The organism is Sphingomonas sp. P4_G3 (assembly GCF_056401105.1).
In genome coordinates, this window is sequence record NZ_JBFUJZ010000004.1 from 1 (window position 1) to 17,009 (window position 17,009).

The window sequence follows — 17,009 nt, forward strand, 5'->3', positions numbered from 1 at the left end:
ATCACGATCGATCATCGAGGGCACGCTGGGCAAGGCGTTCGGGGTGATGGGCGGCTATATCGCGGCCGACCAGACGATCATCGATGTCATCCGCTCCTATGCGCCGGGCTTCATCTTCACGACCTCGCTGTCGCCGGTGCTGGTCGCCGGTGTGCTGGCGAGTGTCCGCCACCTCAAGGCCTCGACCGCCGAGCGCGACGGCCAACAGGCATCGGCCCGGATGCTCAAGGCGATGCTGGCCGAGGCCGGGCTGCCGGTGCTGCCCGGCGACACGCATATCGTGCCGCTGATGGTCGGCGATCCGGTCAAGGCCAAGCGGATCAGCGACATCCTGCTCGCCGAATACGGCGTCTACGTCCAGCCGATCAACTACCCGACCGTGCCGCGCGGCACCGAGCGTCTTCGCTTCACGCCCGGCCCCGCACATGACGAAGCCATGATGCGCGACCTCACCAAGGCACTGGTCGACATCTGGAACCGGCTGGAAATGGAAAGCGCCGTTCGTCTCGCGGCGTAACGGCGATCAGCAATCGGGACAGTCTTCGCCGTCGCTGGCCAGCTTCCGGCTGCAAACCGCGTGGCACCCCGTAGGCGATTCCTCGCGCGGGGCTTTTTTGCGATCGAGCGGGATGGCGATGCGGTGACTGCTATCGCCGCAGATCGACAGCGTCAGAACCTGTGAAGGCGGGCAGCAGGCAATAGCCAGCGCCAGCCGAGTAACCGCTGCAATCCCCATCCAGGCCGCCGCGCCCTCAATCATCCCGATCATCCTCGATCAGAATACGCATGGAGGCGCCGTCGAGATCCTCGAACTGGCCATCGCGAACCGCCCAGAAAAAGGCCGCGAGACCAGCGAGGCCGAGGCCAAGCGCGAATGGGATGAGCAACAGGATGCCGTTCATCGTACCGCGCCCCTCAACCGCAGCGCATTGGCGACGACCAACAGCGACGATCCCGACATCGCTGCCGCGGCAATCAACGGCGTCACGTGCCCCAGGATGGCGAGCGGCACGGCGATCGCATTGTAGCCGATCGCCAGCGCGAAGTTCTGGCGCACGACCGACATTGTCCGCCGCGCGGCCGCGATCGCCAGGGGGACGGGCATCAACCGGTCACCGAGAAAGACGATATCGGCAGCGAGCGTGCCGACATCGCTCGCGCTTCCCGGGGCCATCGCGACATCCGCGCTCTTGAGCGCCGGACCGTCGTTGAGCCCGTCGCCGACCATCAGGACGTGGTGCCCCGCAGCTTGAAGCTTGCCGACGTGATCATATTTGTCGGCCGGCGACATCCGCGCCTGGGCGGCGACGCCGAGCGTCGCGGCGAGTTCCGCGACCGCGGCGGGCGTGTCGCCCGACAACATCTCCACGGTCAGTCGCGAACGATGCAGGCGCGCGATTGCTTCCGCCGCATCGGGCCGGGTTTCGTCCCTCAGCACGACCATGCGGGGCGGCTGTTCGCCGACGCGATAGGCGATGGCGGTGCGATCATAGTTCAGTTCGCTGTCCTGGGCGATCCAGTCGGGCCGCCCCAGCCGGCAGCGGACCCCGGCGATTTCCCCTTCGAGCCCCAATCCGGCCTGTTCGATCAGATAGGCGGAGGGCAGCGCCACCGCGCCGGCTCGTTGCGCCGCCGCCGCGATGGCGCGCGACATCGGGTGCGTGCTGCCGCGTGCCAGGGTGTACAGGATCGACAAGGTGGCGACGTCGTCAGGCATGCCGCTGACTGGAGCGAAGCGTCCCAGCGTCGTCGTTCCGGTCTTGTCGAGCAGCACGGTATCGACGCGCGACAGGCGCTCGATCGCACTGCCGTCCTTGACCAGCATGCCCGCACGCATCAGCGCACCCGAGGCGACGACATGTGCGATCGGCACCGCCAGCCCCAGCGCGCACGGGCAAGTGATGATGAGCACGGCGACCCCGATCGTCGCCGCGTGATGGACGCCGGCACCGGCGATCAGCCAGCCGAGGAAACTGAGCGCAGCCAGCGTATGGACCGCGGGTGCATAAAGGCGCGATGCGCGATCGGCGATCCGTACATAGCGCGATTTGACCTGGTGCGCCGTTTCCATCAGCCGCGCGATATCCGCAATCGCCGTATCGTCGCCCGTTCGTGTCACACGGATTACCAGCGGGGCGGCGACATTGATCGTGCCGGCGAGAACCTCGCCATCGGCCTCCACCGGGTCGGGCGCGCTTTCGCCCGTCACCAGCGATCGATCGACCAAGCTCGTGCCGGTCTCCACGATCCCGTCGACCGGGATCCGCTCCCCGGCGGCGATGAGCACGCGGTCGCCGGGGCGCAGGTCGGCGATCGGCCGCCGCGAGGACGATCCATTGGCGGCAAGGACCAGCGCGTCGGCGGGAACCTGGTGGAGCAAGGCCGCGACGCTGTCGCGGGCGCGGGCGCGCATGACGCTGTCGAGGAAGCGCCCCGCGAGCAGGAAGAACAGCAGCATGACCGCGCCGTCGAAATAGGCATGCTCGCCGCCGGTGGCGGTTTCGTAGAGACTCATCAGCGTGGTCAGCACGACGCCGATCGAGATCGGCACATCCATGTTGGTGCGGCCACGACGCAGCGCGCTCCACGCATTGGTGAAGAAGGGCCGGCCGGCAAAGGCTACCGCGGGGATCGCGATCAGCGCGGACAGCCAATGGAACAGGCCGCGCGTCGCGTCGTCGGCGCCCGACCAGACCGACACCGACAACAGCATGATATTCATCGCCGCGAACCCGGCCACGCCGAGCGCGAGCAACAGCCGGCGGCGTTCGCCGTCCTCGCTTGCGCTTTCGGCGGCAGCGAACGGATGCGCCCGAAAACCCATCCCCTCGACCGTGCGGACCAGCGTCGCCGCATCGATTGCCGGAACATGGGTGACACGCAGCCGATGCGTCGAGAGATTCATCCGGGCTGTCGCGATCCCGGGCAGGGCATGCAGGCCGCCCTCGATCTTGGCGATGCACGAGGCGCAATGCACGCCCTCGACGGTCAGATCGGTCGTCGCCAGACTATCGTCGCGGCGGATGACGACCGGCGCGTTCATACCCTGATCTCATCGTCGAACGCGGCCTTGTCGGCGCCGGTATCGACCTCGATGCGCACCAGCCACCGGCCATGCGGCAAGCGGTCGACCGAGCGGTACATCCCGTCCCCGATTGACCGCAGGCGAACCTTCCGCTGCGCAACCAACCCGACGGGATGGTTGGCGACGATGCTGACCATCGCGCCCTCGACTGGCCGGTCGGCGCGCGACAGGCGCAGTGAGATCGTCCCGGTGGAGTCGGCCGTAGGCGCGGCTTGCCACCCGTCGCGCTCCTGCTGGCGGCCCTCTGCCAGCCAGCGATTGTAATGCGTCGTCGCGACATAGGAATTGTCGACGACCAAGCCGCCAAACGTGCGGATCGCGTCGCTGGCCATCACCATGTTGACCGCGATCACCACGCCGAAAAAGCCGATCATGATCGCCAGCATGTGCCAACCGGTAAAGCGTGCAGTCATCATCTACTCCGGGCGTTCGAAGACACTGGACACGGACGCGACGCCGCCTTCGCGATCGAGCGCACGCGCGGTGAAGGTGATCGGCGTATGCTCTTCCTCGGCTGCGGGCGCGGCCACGAACAGCGGCACTTTGGCCACCTGATCGGCCGGGACGGTCAGGCGGATCGTGCGGGTGGCGGCTTCGCGTGACCCTTGTTCGGTCCAGATCACGGCATCGACTCCCTGCAGATGCAGTTCGACGCTGCGCGGGCGACCTTCCATGTTGCGGACGTTGATCGAATAGCTGTTGCGGATGCTGCCGTCGGACAGGCGCACCCACATCGGGTTGCGGTTCTGCAGCGCCTCGACCGTCAGCCGCGTGCGGGTACCGAGCGAGAAGAGCATGGCGAGCCCGACCGCTGACCAGGCGGTGAGATAGATCAGCGTGCGCGGCCGCAACAGCCGGCGCAGCGGCGGCAATGCCGGCTTGCCCGCGGTCTCGAGCTGCGCATCGACCTCCGTCGTATAGCCGATCAGCCGCGGTGGTCGTCCGACCCGCTTCATCACGTCGTCGCACGCGTCGATGCACAGGCCGCAAGTGATGCAGCCGATCTGCGGGCCTTCGCGGATGTCGATCCCGGTCGGGCAGACCGCGACACAGGCATTGCAGTCGATGCAATCGCCGATCCGCGACGCACCGGTCGCGAGGTCGGCCAGTACGATATTGCCGTCGCGCGCTTCAGCAGCACGCTTCACGCCATGGCTACGCGGTTCGCCGCGCCAACTCTTGTAAGTCACCGCGAGCGTGCGCTCGTCCATCATCGCGCCCTGGATACGCGGCCACGGACACATATAGATGCATACCTGCTCGCGCATCAGGCCACCCAGCGTGAAGGTGGTGAAGGTCAGGACCCCGATCGTCGCATAAGCGACGAATGGCGCGGTGCCGTCGAGGAGTTCGCGGGCGAGGGTAGGCGCATCGGTGAAGTAGAAGACCCAGGCGCCACCCGTCGAAACGGCAATCGCCAGCCACAGGACGATCTTGCTCGTCCGCTTGGCGATCTTGGCTGGTCCCCAAGGCGCGCGATCGAGGCGGATCTGCGCGTTGCGGTCCCCCTCGATCATGCGCTCGACATGCACGAACAGATCGGTCCAGACCGTCTGAGGGCAGGCATAGCCGCACCAAGCGCGGCCGACCGCCGAGGTCACCAGGAACAGTCCGATCGCCGCCATGATCAGCAACCCGGCCACATAATAGAATTCGTGCGGCCAGATCTCGATCGAGAACATGTAGAACCGACGATGCGCCAGGTCGATCAGCACCGCCTGATCGGGAGCGTAGGGCCCGCGGCTCCAGCGCAGCCACGGCGTGACGTAATAGATGACCAGCGCGACCGCCATCACCGCCCATTTCAATCGGCGGAACGTCCCGTCGATCTTCTTGGGAAACACCTTGCGGCGCGCGGCGAAGAAATGTTCCTCGCCCTTGGTCAGGTCGCGTGGGTCCGACATCTCACTTGGCCGCGACGGTCGTGGCCGGTGCCGCGGCTGGGAGCGCTTCGCCGCCACCGAGCGAATGGACATAGACCGCCAGCATCTTCAGCGTGACCGGGTCGAGCTTCTTTCCCCAGGCCGGCATGATCCCATAGCGCGCATTGGTCACCGTTTGGGTCAGGCTGTCGCGATCGCCGCCATAGAGCCAGATCTTGTCGGTCAGGTTCGGCGCGCCGAAGTCGCGGTTTCCCTGGCCATTGGCGCCATGACACGCCGCGCAATTGTTGGCGAAGATCGTGCCGCCACGCTTGGCCGACGGGCTCATCGCTTCCTGGTGCGAGATGAAGCGCACATAGGAAACGGCATCCTGAACCTCTTCGGGCTTGAGGATCTCGTCCTTGCCGAACGCCGGCATCTGCGACATGCGCGTGCTGTCGTCGCCCGGGAACCGTACGCCGTCGAGCAGGGTCCGCTGGATCGACTTGATGTCGCCGCCCCACAACCAATCGTCGTCGTTCAAATTGGGATAGCCCTTGCTGCCCGCGGCGCCCGATCCGTGGCACGCCGAACAATTGATGCGAAACGCCGCGCGGCCACCGTCGATCGCCGCGTGCATCAAGGTCGGGTTCTTCTCGATTTCCTCGATCGGCAGACGATCGATCGCCGCGAGCGTGGACGCCTTGGCCTTTTGATCGGCGGCGAGTTCCGCCTCCAGCTGGCCCTTGCTGGTCCAGCCCAGCACGCCCGGCGTACCGCGCGTCAAGAGCGGCCAGGCCGGATAGGCGATGCAATAACCGATCGCGAAGACGATGGTCGCGTACAGGATATACAGCCACCACCGCGGCATCGGCGTGTCGAGTTCTTCGATCCCGTCCCATTCGTGACCGACAGTCGGGGTGCCGGTCGCCTGGTCGATGCGGCCTTTCTCAGACATCGGCCTGATCCTCTTCGAAAATGCTGGTGGCGGCGCGGCGCGTGGCCGCACTCGAATTCGGGCGGAAGGCCCAGCCGACAAAGCAGAGGAAGGCCACGCTCATCAGCACGAGCCCCCAAGAGTCGGCGAATTCGCGGAGCGCATTATAGCTCATCGTGCCTGCTCCCGTGCCGCCGCCTTCTTGAAGTCGACCTGGGTGCCGAGCATCTGGAGATAGGCGACAAGCGCATCCATCTCGGTCAGCCGGCCGGGATTGCCGTCGTAATCGCGCGATTGCGCGCCGGGATAGCGCTTGGCGAGTTCGGCCTTGTCGCCGTCGCCGAAGTCGCCTTGGGTCAGGACGTCGGCGACCGCTTTCTTGACGTCGTCGTCGCTGTACGGAACCCCGACGTCGCGCAACGCGGTCAGGTCGCGGTCGATATTGGGCAGCTTCAAATCGCGCTCGGCGAGGAAGGCATAACCCGGCATGATCGATTCCGGCACGACCGAACGCGGATCGGTCAGATGCTGGCGGTGCCATTCGTCCGAATAGCGTCCGCCGACGCGGGCCAGATCGGGGCCGGTGCGCTCAGATCCCCATAGAAACGGGTGGTCGTACATGCTCTCCGACGCCAGGCTGTAATGGCCATAGCGTTCGACCTCGTCGCGAAACGGGCGGATCATCTGGCTGTGGCAGAGCGAGCAGCCTTCCCGGATGTAGATGTTGCGCCCAGTGAGCTCGAGCGGGGTGTACGGCCGCACGCCGTCGACCTTGGGCACCGTCTCCTTGATCCAGAACAACGGCGCGATTTCGACGATGCCGCCGATCGCGACGACGAGCAAAGAGAGCACCAGCAGCAACATCACGTTGCGTTCGACGACCTTGTGTTTCTGAAGGAATGAAATGGCCATTGCTGCTTACTCGGCGGCAAGAGGAAGAGGAGCGGCGGCGCCGTCGGCGGGCGTCCGGATCACCGGACGGTCGCTGGCCGGGTCGAACGCGGCATCGGCGAGTGGGGCTTCGCTGCGCAGCTTACCCGCGATGGTCATCCAGATGTTCCAGACCATGAACAGCGCGCCGACGAAGTAGAGCAGGCCACCGGCGGTACGGATCACGTAATATGGATGCAGCGCGGCGACGACTTCGGCGAACGAGTAGACGAGATAGCCGTCCTGGCCATATTCGCGCCACATCAGGCCCTGGGTGATACCGGCGACCCACATCGACGAGGCGTAGAGGACGATCCCCAGCGTCGCGCACCAGAAGTGCCAATTGACCATGCGCAGCGAGTAGAGCCGCTCGCGACCCCATAAGCGCGGCGTCATGTAATAGAGCGCGCCGAAGGTGATCATGCCGTTCCAGCCGAGCGCGCCCGAATGGACATGGCCGATGGTCCAGTTGGTGTAGTGCGACAGCGAGTTGACGCTCTTGATCGACATCATCGGGCCTTCGAAGGTCGACATGCCGTAGAAGGCGAGCGCGAAGACCATCATGCGGATGATCGGGTCGGTGCGGATCTTGTCCCAGGCGCCGTTGAGCGTCATCAGGCCGTTGATCATGCCGCCCCAGCTCGGCATCCACAGCATCACCGAGAACACCATGCCGAGCGTCTGCGCCCAGTCGGGCAGCGCGGTATAGTGAAGGTGGTGCGGACCCGCCCAGATGTAGAGGAAGATCAGCGACCAGAAGTGAACGATCGACAGGCGATAGCTGTAGATCGGCCGCTCGGCCTGTTTGGGCACGAAATAATACATCATGCCGAGGAAGCCGGCGGTCAGGAAGAAGCCGACCGCGTTATGGCCGTACCACCATTGCGTCAGCGCATCCTGAACCCCGGAAAAGGCCGAATAGGATTTCGATCCCAGCCATGACGGCGGCACCGAGATGTTGTTGACCAGGTGCAACATCGCCACGGTGATGATGAAGCCGAGATAGAACCAGTTGGCGACGTAGATGTGCGGTTCCGACCGCTTCACGATCGTGCCGACGAAGACGATCAGATAGCTGACCCAGACAATCGTCAGCCAGATGTCGACATACCATTCGGGCTCGGCATATTCGCGGCCCTCGGTGATGCCCAACATATAGCCGGTCGCCGCCAGGACGATGAACAGCTGGTATCCCCAGAACACGAAGCGGGCGAGGGCGGGTGCGAACAGCCGCGCGCGGCACGTCCGCTGCACGACATAGAAACTGGTCGCGATCAGCGCGTTGCCGCCGAATGCGAAGATGACCGCAGAGGTGTGGAGCGGACGCAGGCGCCCGAAGGAGGTATATTCGATGCCGAGATTGAAGATCGGCCATGAAAGCTGCGATGCGATCAGGATGCCGACCAGAAATCCGGCGACGCCCCAGAAGACGGTCGCGATGACGCCCCAGCGTATCACGTCGTCATAATAACGGTCGGGACGTACCGCTTCCGGCGCGCGCCCGATCTGCCGCAGCGTATAGAAAGCCGCGATCGTCGCCGCGGCGGCGGAGATCATCATGTGCACGGCAAAGCCGGTATCGGCCGCAAAGCCCGCTGCGCTCACGCACAGGAACATCAATAGGAGCCAACCCCCGGCTCTGGTCACGACGTCGTCCAAATCGACCCCCCGAAAAGCGTTGTCACCCCGGTTCATGGGGGTGGCGGCGGCTTAGCCGGGGGGATCGGCGCGGCTCTATGCGTAGTTTCCCCAAGGCCTTGCCGGCGCGATGGGCCGGTGGCCGTCAATGCCGGCGAATTCCTTGACCACGATCAAATCCAGGCCGTGGAGCAGGGGTTTATGGGTTTTTGTGACGAGGCGGCAGAGGGGGCAATCGGGTCGCCTCGTCACTTTCCATCAGCCGAGGCACGACCCGTCATGCAGACCGACGAAATGCTCACCACGCCGTTCTGGCGCCGATCCCACTATCTTGATCGCATGACGTTGCGCGATCTCGCCGGCGCCTATTTCCGTCATTACGCGATCGTCACCTATCTGCTGCTGGCGGCGGCGATGCTGGGCCTGTACGGCTACCGGCCGGCCTCGCCGATCCAGACCGCCGCGGCGATCGCGCTGGTCGTCCTGGCCTATCCGCTGGTCTGGTATTCGCTCCATCGCTGGGTGCTGCACAGCAACTGGATGTTCAAGGTCCCGTTCCTGGCCGCGGCATGGAAGCGCATCCATTATGACCACCACCAGGATCCCAATCACCTGGAGGTGCTGTTCGGCGCGCTCTACACGACGCTGCCGACCTTATTGCTGGTCGCGGCATTGCCCGGGTGGCTGATTGGCGGGACGGGCGGGGCTGCCGCCGGGTTTGCCGCCGGCCTGCTCGTTACCTGCTTCTACGAATTCGCGCATTGTATCCAGCACCTGTCCTACAAGCCGCGGCTGCGGTTTCTCGCGGTTATGAAGGCGCGCCATCTCGAGCATCATTTCCACGACGAACGCGGCAATTTCGGCATCACCAATTTCGTCTGGGATCACCTGTTCGGGACCTATTACACGCGGCCGCAACGTCCGCCAAAAGCGCCACGGTTTTCAATCTCGGCTATGACGACGGGATGGCCCGCCGCTATCCCTGGGTCGCGCGCCGGTCGGGCGGCGTCGCTGCCGGCCATCCGCGATATCGGGCCGGCGCGTATGACTGAGCCATGGCCGATGCTCGACCGATGGTTCGCCGACGCCGCGGCAACCGATCCAGCCTTCTACAACGCCGCCGTCCTGGCGACAGCGGACCGAACGGGTCCGTAATTCCCCGAATATCGCGGTCGCAGCCGGCGCAATAGGGTGAGCGCCGGCTATTTCGCGGGGACGGCGATGAAGAATATCCTGGTATTGATCCATGACGACCCGGGGCAGGAGGCGCGCCTCCAGCTGGCATTGGATGTGACGAGGATGTTCAACGGGCACCTGATGTGCCTGGACGTCGCAATTCCTTCGATCGCGCTCGCGGACGAGGCATTCGGCGGTGGGGTCGGCGCGATCCTGCTGGCCGAAGAGGTCACCCATGAGGCCGCCAATCGCACCCGATTGGAACAGCGGCTGAAGATCGAAGGCGTTTCCTGGGAATGGGCTGACGCGACGGGCCGGGTTGCCCCCAGCCTGCGCGCTGCGAGCCAGTTTGCGGACCTGATCGTCGTCAACCGGCGGCTGGACGATTTCCCGAGTTCGGACATGCGCGCCGTCGCCGGCGAAGTGATCGCGCGATCGGGCAAACCCGTATTCGCCGTTCCGGAGAGTCTGCGCCGATTCCGGCCAGCCTGTGCCATGATCGCCTGGAACGGATCGACCGGCTCGATGGCGGCGGTGCGGTACGCGCTTCCTCTTTTACAGCACGCCGACCGCGTGTTCCTGACCGAAGTGGAAGGGCGCGGTGAAGGGTCCGCCGAGGCTGCGGCCAGCTATTTGTCGCGATACGACGTGCATGTCCGCGTCGAGCGACTGGCGCCCGAAAACGGCGACATCGGCCGCACGTTGATCAGCCGCGCAGTAAGACACGACGCAGGCTATATGATTGCCGGCGGATTCGGGCACTCGCGGTTGACGGAAGCGCTGTTCGGCGGCGTCACTCGCGACTTGCTCACGCACGCTCCATGTCCCGTGTTCATGGCGCACTGACGGTAATCATATCCTGCGCGCGAGCATCGTCCTTGACCGGAGAGAGCGCAAAGGAAAGCAGCGGGAGCGATAGCGCATAGGCATATTGCGTGAGCGAGACGCCGATGTTGAACGGGAACCAGATAGTGGGAACCCCAAGCCGGGAAAGCTCATTGATGAACAGCGCTACAGCGACCACCGCCATCGTTGTCAGTGCTAGCAATCTGCGTTCGCCGCGCGCGATGATCCGCACCGCAATCACCACGAACAGGACGGCGAAGACGGCGCGTCCAACGGCGACCAATGCATCTGCATGTGTAATCGCTCCGACGACTCTTACCACCCAGGCGGCTATACCGGTCAGCAAGACGATCCGCCTATCGCGGCCGTCCGCCCAGTCGTTCCAGGCAGCCGTCCATGCCAGCATGGCGAGTGGCGAGAGCAGAATGGCGTTCTGCCGATCCAGTGTCGAAATACCGATCAGGTCGGTCCAGGAGGCGACCGCGTTTCCCAGCCTGAGGCAAGCAGTCGCAACGAGGGCGATCGATAACCACCGGGCAAAGCCTGGCCTGGCCATCGAGGGAGCCACGACGAGCGCGATCCCGGCGAGCAGGAACATCATGATCGGCAGCGCGATTTCGACGATGTAGCCGGCAATGGTTCGATGCCATTGGGCATTGTACAATGTGTCGCCGAACGAGGCCGCGGCCAGAGTGGGCACGCTCCTGAGTCCACCGCTCTGATTGTCCCGACCAAGTCCCGGTTGCATGAAGGTCCTGATCGCCAGCAACGCGGAATGCTCGCTCGCCGATGGCGGAAGCTTGACCAGGAACGGCCGGGCACCGACCACTTTCGGATCATGGCCCAGCCTGCCGATGCCGCCGATCGGCTTGCCATTCCAGAACATCTCATAACCGTCATCGACCATCGTCGGGCCAAGCAACGCCAAGTCGCCCTGCGCGGGCAAGGCGACGCGGCGGCGATACCAGCCATAACCCTCAAGATCGGGATGGCCGCGCGCGTGCCAACCGGCGAGATAGCCGGGAAGGCCGACGTCGAAATCGTGATTGCTCGGTAGCGAAACCAGGTCGATCCGATCCCAGTTGCGATCGTCGGTCCGCGGGTCGGCCCATCGTGGATCGTCGCCCGCGTGGAAGCGCCACGACCCGTCCAGCACCCTCGCCGGGCCAACCGGATCGGGCCGGCCGCCGATCGCGAGCATTGCGACGACCGAGAGCAGCATCACCAGACAGAGAGAGCAGAACCAGAACCGCTGAGACAATTCGCTTCCCCTACAAACTGCCCGAACGAAGGTGCAATTGGAAACTGAAGCAGGTAGACCTGACTGCACCAGTTAAATGTGTTTTACTGGTGCAGTCAACGGAGTGCAGGTTGGATGGCCATTTCCTCTCCCCGTCCGGTTTCCGCGATCCGCCTGGATGGCGGCCGCTTGTCCATCGATTTCGCCAACACGATCCACGACCGGTTCGCGGCGGACGTGGAGGATTATATCGCGACCCCCGAACGCTATGTGGAATGGGCGAGGCGCTCGGGTGCGATCGCTGCCGACGAGGCGATGGAGGTATCGCGTTTGGACGGAGAGGGCGAACTCCTCATGGCGGACGTTCGCTCGCTGCGGGACGCTACCTATCTCCTCTTGTCGGCATACATCGACGATGTCGCGCTTCCCAAAGGTCCGCTGCTCGTTGAAAATCATTGGCTCCTGCATGCCCGACGGAGCCAGTCGCTGGCAGAAAACGGCCTACTAGCGTTGCAGGTGGACCCGGAGGATCTTCGCCTTCCTCTCAAGCGGATCGCCTTGGACGTCGTGGACACGCTCGCGGACGCGCGCGCCGGCAAGTTCACGCTCAAACGTTGTGCAAACCAGAGCTCCTGCGGATGGATATTCGCGGACACCAGCAAGAACGGAAGACGACGGTGGTGCGCGATGCAAACCTGCGGGACCGCCAGCAAAACCGAGACTCGCCGGAACAAGGGCTAAGGCCTGCGATACGCCGCAAGCAGGAACCGAGCAGCTTTGGGTGAGCAGAGCCGGATCATAACTCCGGGTTATCGGCGCAAGACGTAATTGCGATTGATTCCTCGCCCCCGCTCACGGACGTTGCAGTGCCCGGTCAGCAATAAGACCGAGAGCAAAATAAACATCAGGGGAAAATCATGGGGCCTCATTCGTGTTCCAATGCCGCACGTCTGCGCTACGCGTACCTTGCTGGTTGCGCCGCGATCTTGCTGGTATCTCCGCCCGCATTTGCCGCGAGCGCCAATAGCGAGGCGCCGACCGGACAGGAAACGCCCCCTGTTACTCAGCCGAGTGACGATCAACCGCAAAAGGACATTGTCGTCACCGGTTCGCTGGTGCGCAGCACCGGCTTCACCGCACCGACGCCGGTCACCGTGATCGATGCCGACGCCTTGGCGCGGGTCTCCGCGCCCAATGTCGCCGACGCGATCAACCAGATGCCGGCGCTGCGTCCCTCGCTCACCCCGACCAGCGCCGTGAACGCCGGCGGCGGCACCCAGATCGGCGGCAATTATCTCGACCTGCGCGGTCTCGGCTATGCCCGTACCCTGGTGCTGCTCGACGGTCGGCGCTACGTGCCGTCCAACCCGACCGGCGCGGTCAACCTCAACAACATCCCCCAGGCCTTGATCGATCGCGTCGACATCGTGACGGGCGGGGCCTCCGCCGCTTATGGCGCCGATGCCGTGGCCGGTGTCGTCAACCTGCAGACCAAGGCGAATCTGGAAGGGCTCAAGGCGACGCTGCAAGCCGGCGAGGCCGGAGCGGGCGATTATCGCAACCTGCTGATCTCGGTGGCGGCCGGGACCAAGCTGACTGACAGCATGCACCTGGTATTGGCCGGCGAATATTCCGACAATTCCGGTATCGCCCGCTTGGCCGCGCGGCGATGGGCCGCGGCCGGCGCCGGTCTGTTGGCCAACCCCAATGCCGGCAATGGCGGGCTCGGCACGCCGAGCCAACCGCGCCAGTTTCTCGTCACCAGCGGTCTGCGCAACAGCAATTCCACGGCCAATGGCGTGATCACCGGAGTGACCTTCCGGCCCGGTTCCGGCTCGCCGATCAACACCATCACCGGCCTGCCATCCTATTTGAAAGGCGTGCAGTTCAACGATGCCGGCCAGGCGGTACCGTTCTCACTGGGGACGATGACGACCTCGGGCACGATGCTGGGCGGGGACGGCGTGAACGGCATGGCCGACCAGGTCGGGGCGACGCCGATCACGCGCTATACCGCTTATGGCAAATTGAGCGGCGACGTCGCGCCCGGCTGGACCGCGTTCATCGAGAGCTCCTACAGCCATTTCCATTCGCTGCAGGACGGTATCCCCTCGACCTTCAGCTACACGATCGCGGCGGACAATTTCTATCTGCCGACGCAGTTGGCCGCGACGCTGGCGGCCAACAAGGTCGCCGCCATCACCGTCAACAAGCTCGCCGATCAGAATGCGCGGACGCTGACCAGCTACAATACCGACGTCTATCAGATCACGCTGGGCGTGCACGGCGAGCTCGGCAAGAGCTGGTCGTTCGACGGCTATTACGGCCACGGCCGCAACTACAACGACAATATCAGCCGGAACAACCGCATCCTGGCCAATTACGCCCTGGCGATCGATGCCGTGGCCGATCCGGCGCATCCGGGCTCGGCGATCTGCCGATCCACCCTGACCAAGCCGGGCAATGGCTGCATCCCGCTCAACATCATGGGCAAGGTCGATCCCAACAATCCGGCCTTGGGCTATGTCAACGGCGTCGCCGAAACTATCAACGACATCGAGCAGGACGAGCTTTCGCTCACGCTGCGCGGCGAACCCTTCTCGACCTGGGCCGGGCCGGTTTCCCTGGCTCTGGGCGGCGAATATCGCAGTCAGTCGCTACGGGTGAATTTCGACAGCGCGTCGCGGGCCGGCGCCTATTCCGCTCCCGCGCTTCCCTATTCCGGCAGCGTCGACGTCAAGGAAGCATTCGGCGAGCTGCTGATCCCGTTGCTCGCCGATTCCCCCTTCGGCAAGAGGCTGAGCGTCGACGTTGCCGGGCGGATCACCAATTACACGACCTCGGGAACGGTCGAGACCTGGAAGGCGGGTGTCGACTATGCGATCAACAAGTCGATCCGGCTGCGCGCGACCGAATCGCGCGACATTCGCGCGCCCAACCTGACCGAATTGTATCAGAAGAGCGGCAGTTCCTTCCTGACCGTCACCGATCTCGACCCGCGCTATCTCGGGCAGAGCTATCTCGTGACGGCACTGACCGCGGGCAATCTGAACCTGAAGCCGGAAGTCGCCAGGACCTTCACCGGCGGTGTGGTGCTGACGCCGAGCTTCATTCCGCGGCTGAGCATTTCGGTCGACTATTACAATATCGACATCAAGAAGGCGATCATCCAGCTGACGCCGGCGACGATCGTCCAGCAATGCTTCACCACCAACACGGCGGCTTGCCAATATATCACCCGGGACAATAGCGGCCTGATCGCCACGGTGTTCAGCGGGCCGACCAATCTCGCTTATGCCATGACTCGTGGTGTCGACGTCGAGATGAGCTATACGATGCCGGTCGGCAGCGATCGCATCGTCTTTCAGGGACTGGTCAATTATCTGATCAAGACCGAGACTTATGACGGGACCGTCCACGTCCGATTGGATGACAGCGTGGTCCAGCCGACCGTTGCCGGCATGGGCGGCAACCCGCGATGGAAGGCGAACGCCAATATCAGCTACATCGCCGGCGATTGGCGCCTCTCTGCCACCGCGCGCTATGTCGGCGGCGGCTTTATCGACCGCACCCTGACCGCCAGCAATATCGACAAGCTGACCGTCAACGGGCGGCTCTATGCCGACCTGTCGGGTGAAGTGACGATCTTCCGCCCGCATGGCGCGGGCAGCAAGGTCGCTTTGTTCGGCGCGGTTCAGAATCTGTTCGACAACGACCCGCCGATCACCGGCGCCGGCGGCTATGGCACGACGCGCGCGCTGTACGACACGATCGGCCGCCAGTTCATGGGTGGGCTCCGCGTGAAATATTGAGGCAGATGGCCGAAAAAAGGGGAGGGTAGCGTGACTCGGATTGGATATCTGCCGCTGGTCGCGCTCATTGCGATGTCACTGATGGCGCCCGCGGCAACGGCCGCCACGGCGGCCGAGCCGACGGCGGAGAAGGCGGCCGCGGTCAAAGCCGCGCTGGCTGTGCCCGCCACGTCGGCCGCCCCCGGCTGCGCGGTCGGGCTGTTTCGCGGCGGCAAGACCGAATTGCAGGTCAATGACGGCTATGCCGATATCGCAACCGGACGCCGGATCGACGCCGACACGCAATTCTACGCCGCCTCGGTCTCCAAGCAGTTTACCGTCGCCGCGCTGATGCAGTTGGTTACGGCCGGCAAGGTGCGGCTCGACGCCGACGTCCATCGCTACCTACCTGATTTGCCGTCCTATTCCGATCCGCTGACGATCCAGAATTTGTTGAACATGACGAGCGGCGTGCGCGATTCGCTCGTCCTGCTGCAGCTCGACGGGATCGAACCGCTTTCCCGCGCGACCCGGGCCCAGGCACTGGCCGAGGTGTTTCAGCAACGCGATATCAAGTTCAAGCCCGGCACCGCCTATGATTATACCAATGGCGGTTATCTGCTGCTGTCCGAAGTGGTCGAACGCGTCTCCGGCGAGAAGTTCGAGGCCTATGTCAACGCGCATGTGTTGAAGCCGCTGGGGATGACCCGCAGCTTCGTCATACTGGGCAGCCGCACGTCCGACGCCAATGCCGCGCGGGGCTATACCATGCCCGGCGGCAAGGCGGTGCTGACCGACGAATTTCCGCTGTTCGGCGGGAGCGGCGGGTTGATCACGACGATCAACGATCTCGCCAAATGGTATGCCGATATCGACCACGGACATAAGGTCTGGACCCCCGAGGTCACCCGGCTGATGGCCATGCCGGGGCGGTTCACCGATGGCAGCCCGGTGCGCGACCACGGCCAAGGGCCCGTCTATGGCAATGCCCTGCTGATCGGTCCGCACTGGTTCCACCACACCGGTTCCGCGGGAGGATTCAAGACCCTGTTCGGCTATAATCGCGAGCAACGCTTCGGCGTGGCGCTGCTGTGCAACAATGGCGACTATAACCCCGACAAAGTGGCCGATGCCGTGCTTGCCGCCTATGACGGAAACGTGCCGCGCGTCAGCGAGGGCGCACCGCCCTCTTCGCTCAACGGCCGCTACGGCAATCCCAACCTCAAGGCGGTCTATTCCATCGCCCTCACCGAAGCCGGCGGCACGGTGACCGTCACCGATCGCACCGGCAAGCCGCGCGCGCCGCAATTGCTGGAGGCAACCGGGCCCGGCCAATATAAGGGTCCGGGCTACACGCTGAGTTTCGACGACAATGCCATGGGCTTCACTCTGACTATCCCGCGCGTGGTTCTGCACTTCACCAGATTGCCCTGAGGCAATGTTGTCCGGCGAGTCGACGGCTGGCCAAGCAGGCGAACCGACCGCGCCACGGCTTGTCTAGCCC

15 protein-coding genes and 1 pseudogene are annotated in these 17,009 nt (G+C 64.3%); 6 read left to right on the plus strand and 10 right to left on the minus strand.

The window, feature by feature from the left end; translation table 11 throughout:
• Positions 1 to 517 (plus strand): aminotransferase class I/II-fold pyridoxal phosphate-dependent enzyme (locus AC1DQQ_RS11780; protein WP_478045289.1); only part of this gene is annotated, 517 nt, incomplete at its 5' end.
• A 6-nt stretch (positions 518 to 523) separates the two neighbouring features.
• Here the strand turns inward: AC1DQQ_RS11780 and AC1DQQ_RS11785 are convergent.
• Genes AC1DQQ_RS11785 through ccoN form a run of 9 tightly spaced genes read right to left on the minus strand, consistent with a single transcriptional unit; the run spans position 524 to position 8,431 of the window.
• Entirely contained in the window at positions 524 to 760 is a 237-nt protein-coding gene (locus tag AC1DQQ_RS11785; RefSeq protein WP_478045291.1) for a hypothetical protein, read from the minus strand.
• On the minus strand, positions 753 to 902 hold the full coding sequence (gene ccoS / locus AC1DQQ_RS11790) for a cbb3-type cytochrome oxidase assembly protein CcoS (protein ID WP_066590482.1): 150 nt from the start codon (positions 900 to 902) through the stop codon (positions 753 to 755). The genes AC1DQQ_RS11785 and ccoS overlap by 8 nt, the downstream gene beginning before the upstream one ends.
• Positions 899 to 3,043 (minus strand): heavy metal translocating P-type ATPase, encoded by a 2,145-nt coding sequence (locus tag AC1DQQ_RS11795; protein ID WP_478045292.1) that lies wholly within the window; start codon positions 3,041 to 3,043, stop codon positions 899 to 901. The genes ccoS and AC1DQQ_RS11795 overlap by 4 nt, the downstream gene beginning before the upstream one ends.
• Positions 3,040 to 3,498 (minus strand): FixH family protein, encoded by a 459-nt coding sequence (locus AC1DQQ_RS11800; RefSeq protein WP_478045294.1) that lies wholly within the window; start codon positions 3,496 to 3,498, stop codon positions 3,040 to 3,042. Before AC1DQQ_RS11800 ends, AC1DQQ_RS11795 begins: the two co-directional genes overlap by 4 nt.
• Positions 3,499 to 3,501: 3 nt before the next feature.
• On the minus strand, positions 3,502 to 4,989 hold the full coding sequence (gene ccoG, locus AC1DQQ_RS11805) for a cytochrome c oxidase accessory protein CcoG (protein ID WP_478045295.1): 1,488 nt from the start codon (positions 4,987 to 4,989) through the stop codon (positions 3,502 to 3,504).
• A 1-nt stretch (position 4,990) separates the two neighbouring features.
• Complete coding sequence (gene ccoP / locus AC1DQQ_RS11810) at positions 4,991 to 5,905, minus strand: cytochrome-c oxidase, cbb3-type subunit III (RefSeq protein WP_478045297.1); 915 nt, start codon at positions 5,903 to 5,905, stop codon at positions 4,991 to 4,993.
• Entirely contained in the window at positions 5,898 to 6,059 is a 162-nt protein-coding gene (locus AC1DQQ_RS11815; protein WP_478029903.1) for a cbb3-type cytochrome c oxidase subunit 3, read from the minus strand. The genes ccoP and AC1DQQ_RS11815 overlap by 8 nt, the downstream gene beginning before the upstream one ends.
• Positions 6,056 to 6,796, minus strand: a complete 741-nt coding sequence (ccoO, locus tag AC1DQQ_RS11820) for a cytochrome-c oxidase, cbb3-type subunit II (protein WP_478045299.1) — start codon at positions 6,794 to 6,796, stop codon at positions 6,056 to 6,058. Before ccoO ends, AC1DQQ_RS11815 begins: the two co-directional genes overlap by 4 nt.
• Positions 6,797 to 6,802: 6 nt before the next feature.
• On the minus strand, positions 6,803 to 8,431 hold the full coding sequence (ccoN, locus tag AC1DQQ_RS11825) for a cytochrome-c oxidase, cbb3-type subunit I (RefSeq protein WP_478045301.1): 1,629 nt from the start codon (positions 8,429 to 8,431) through the stop codon (positions 6,803 to 6,805).
• Between the two features lie 300 nt (positions 8,432 to 8,731).
• Between ccoN and AC1DQQ_RS11830 the strand changes: the two are divergent.
• Positions 8,732 to 9,504: pseudogene (locus AC1DQQ_RS11830) on the plus strand (sterol desaturase family protein).
• A gap of 139 nt (positions 9,505 to 9,643) precedes the next feature.
• Positions 9,644 to 10,474, plus strand: a complete 831-nt coding sequence (locus AC1DQQ_RS11835) for a universal stress protein (protein WP_478045302.1) — start codon at positions 9,644 to 9,646, stop codon at positions 10,472 to 10,474.
• Here the strand turns inward: AC1DQQ_RS11835 and AC1DQQ_RS11840 are convergent.
• Complete coding sequence (locus AC1DQQ_RS11840; RefSeq protein WP_478045303.1) at positions 10,461 to 11,735, minus strand: hypothetical protein; 1,275 nt, start codon at positions 11,733 to 11,735, stop codon at positions 10,461 to 10,463. The genes AC1DQQ_RS11835 and AC1DQQ_RS11840 overlap by 14 nt on opposite strands.
• Before the next feature lie 114 nt (positions 11,736 to 11,849).
• Here AC1DQQ_RS11840 and AC1DQQ_RS11845 point away from each other — a divergent pair, with 114 nt between their 5' ends.
• The 3 genes from AC1DQQ_RS11845 to AC1DQQ_RS11855 all read left to right on the plus strand — a co-directional run bounded on the left by AC1DQQ_RS11845 (position 11,850) and on the right by AC1DQQ_RS11855 (position 16,939).
• Positions 11,850 to 12,455, plus strand: coding sequence for a CGNR zinc finger domain-containing protein (locus tag AC1DQQ_RS11845; protein ID WP_478045304.1), 606 nt, complete (start codon positions 11,850 to 11,852; stop codon positions 12,453 to 12,455).
• Positions 12,456 to 12,631: 176 nt separating this feature from the next.
• Positions 12,632 to 15,526 carry a TonB-dependent receptor plug domain-containing protein gene (locus AC1DQQ_RS11850; protein WP_478045305.1) on the plus strand — a complete coding sequence of 965 codons (2,895 nt, stop codon included), beginning with the start codon at positions 12,632 to 12,634 and terminating at the stop codon, positions 15,524 to 15,526.
• Positions 15,527 to 15,556: 30 nt separating this feature from the next.
• Entirely contained in the window at positions 15,557 to 16,939 is a 1,383-nt protein-coding gene (locus AC1DQQ_RS11855; RefSeq protein ID WP_478045306.1) for a serine hydrolase domain-containing protein, read from the plus strand.
• The last annotated feature ends 70 nt before the right edge of the window (positions 16,940 to 17,009 follow it).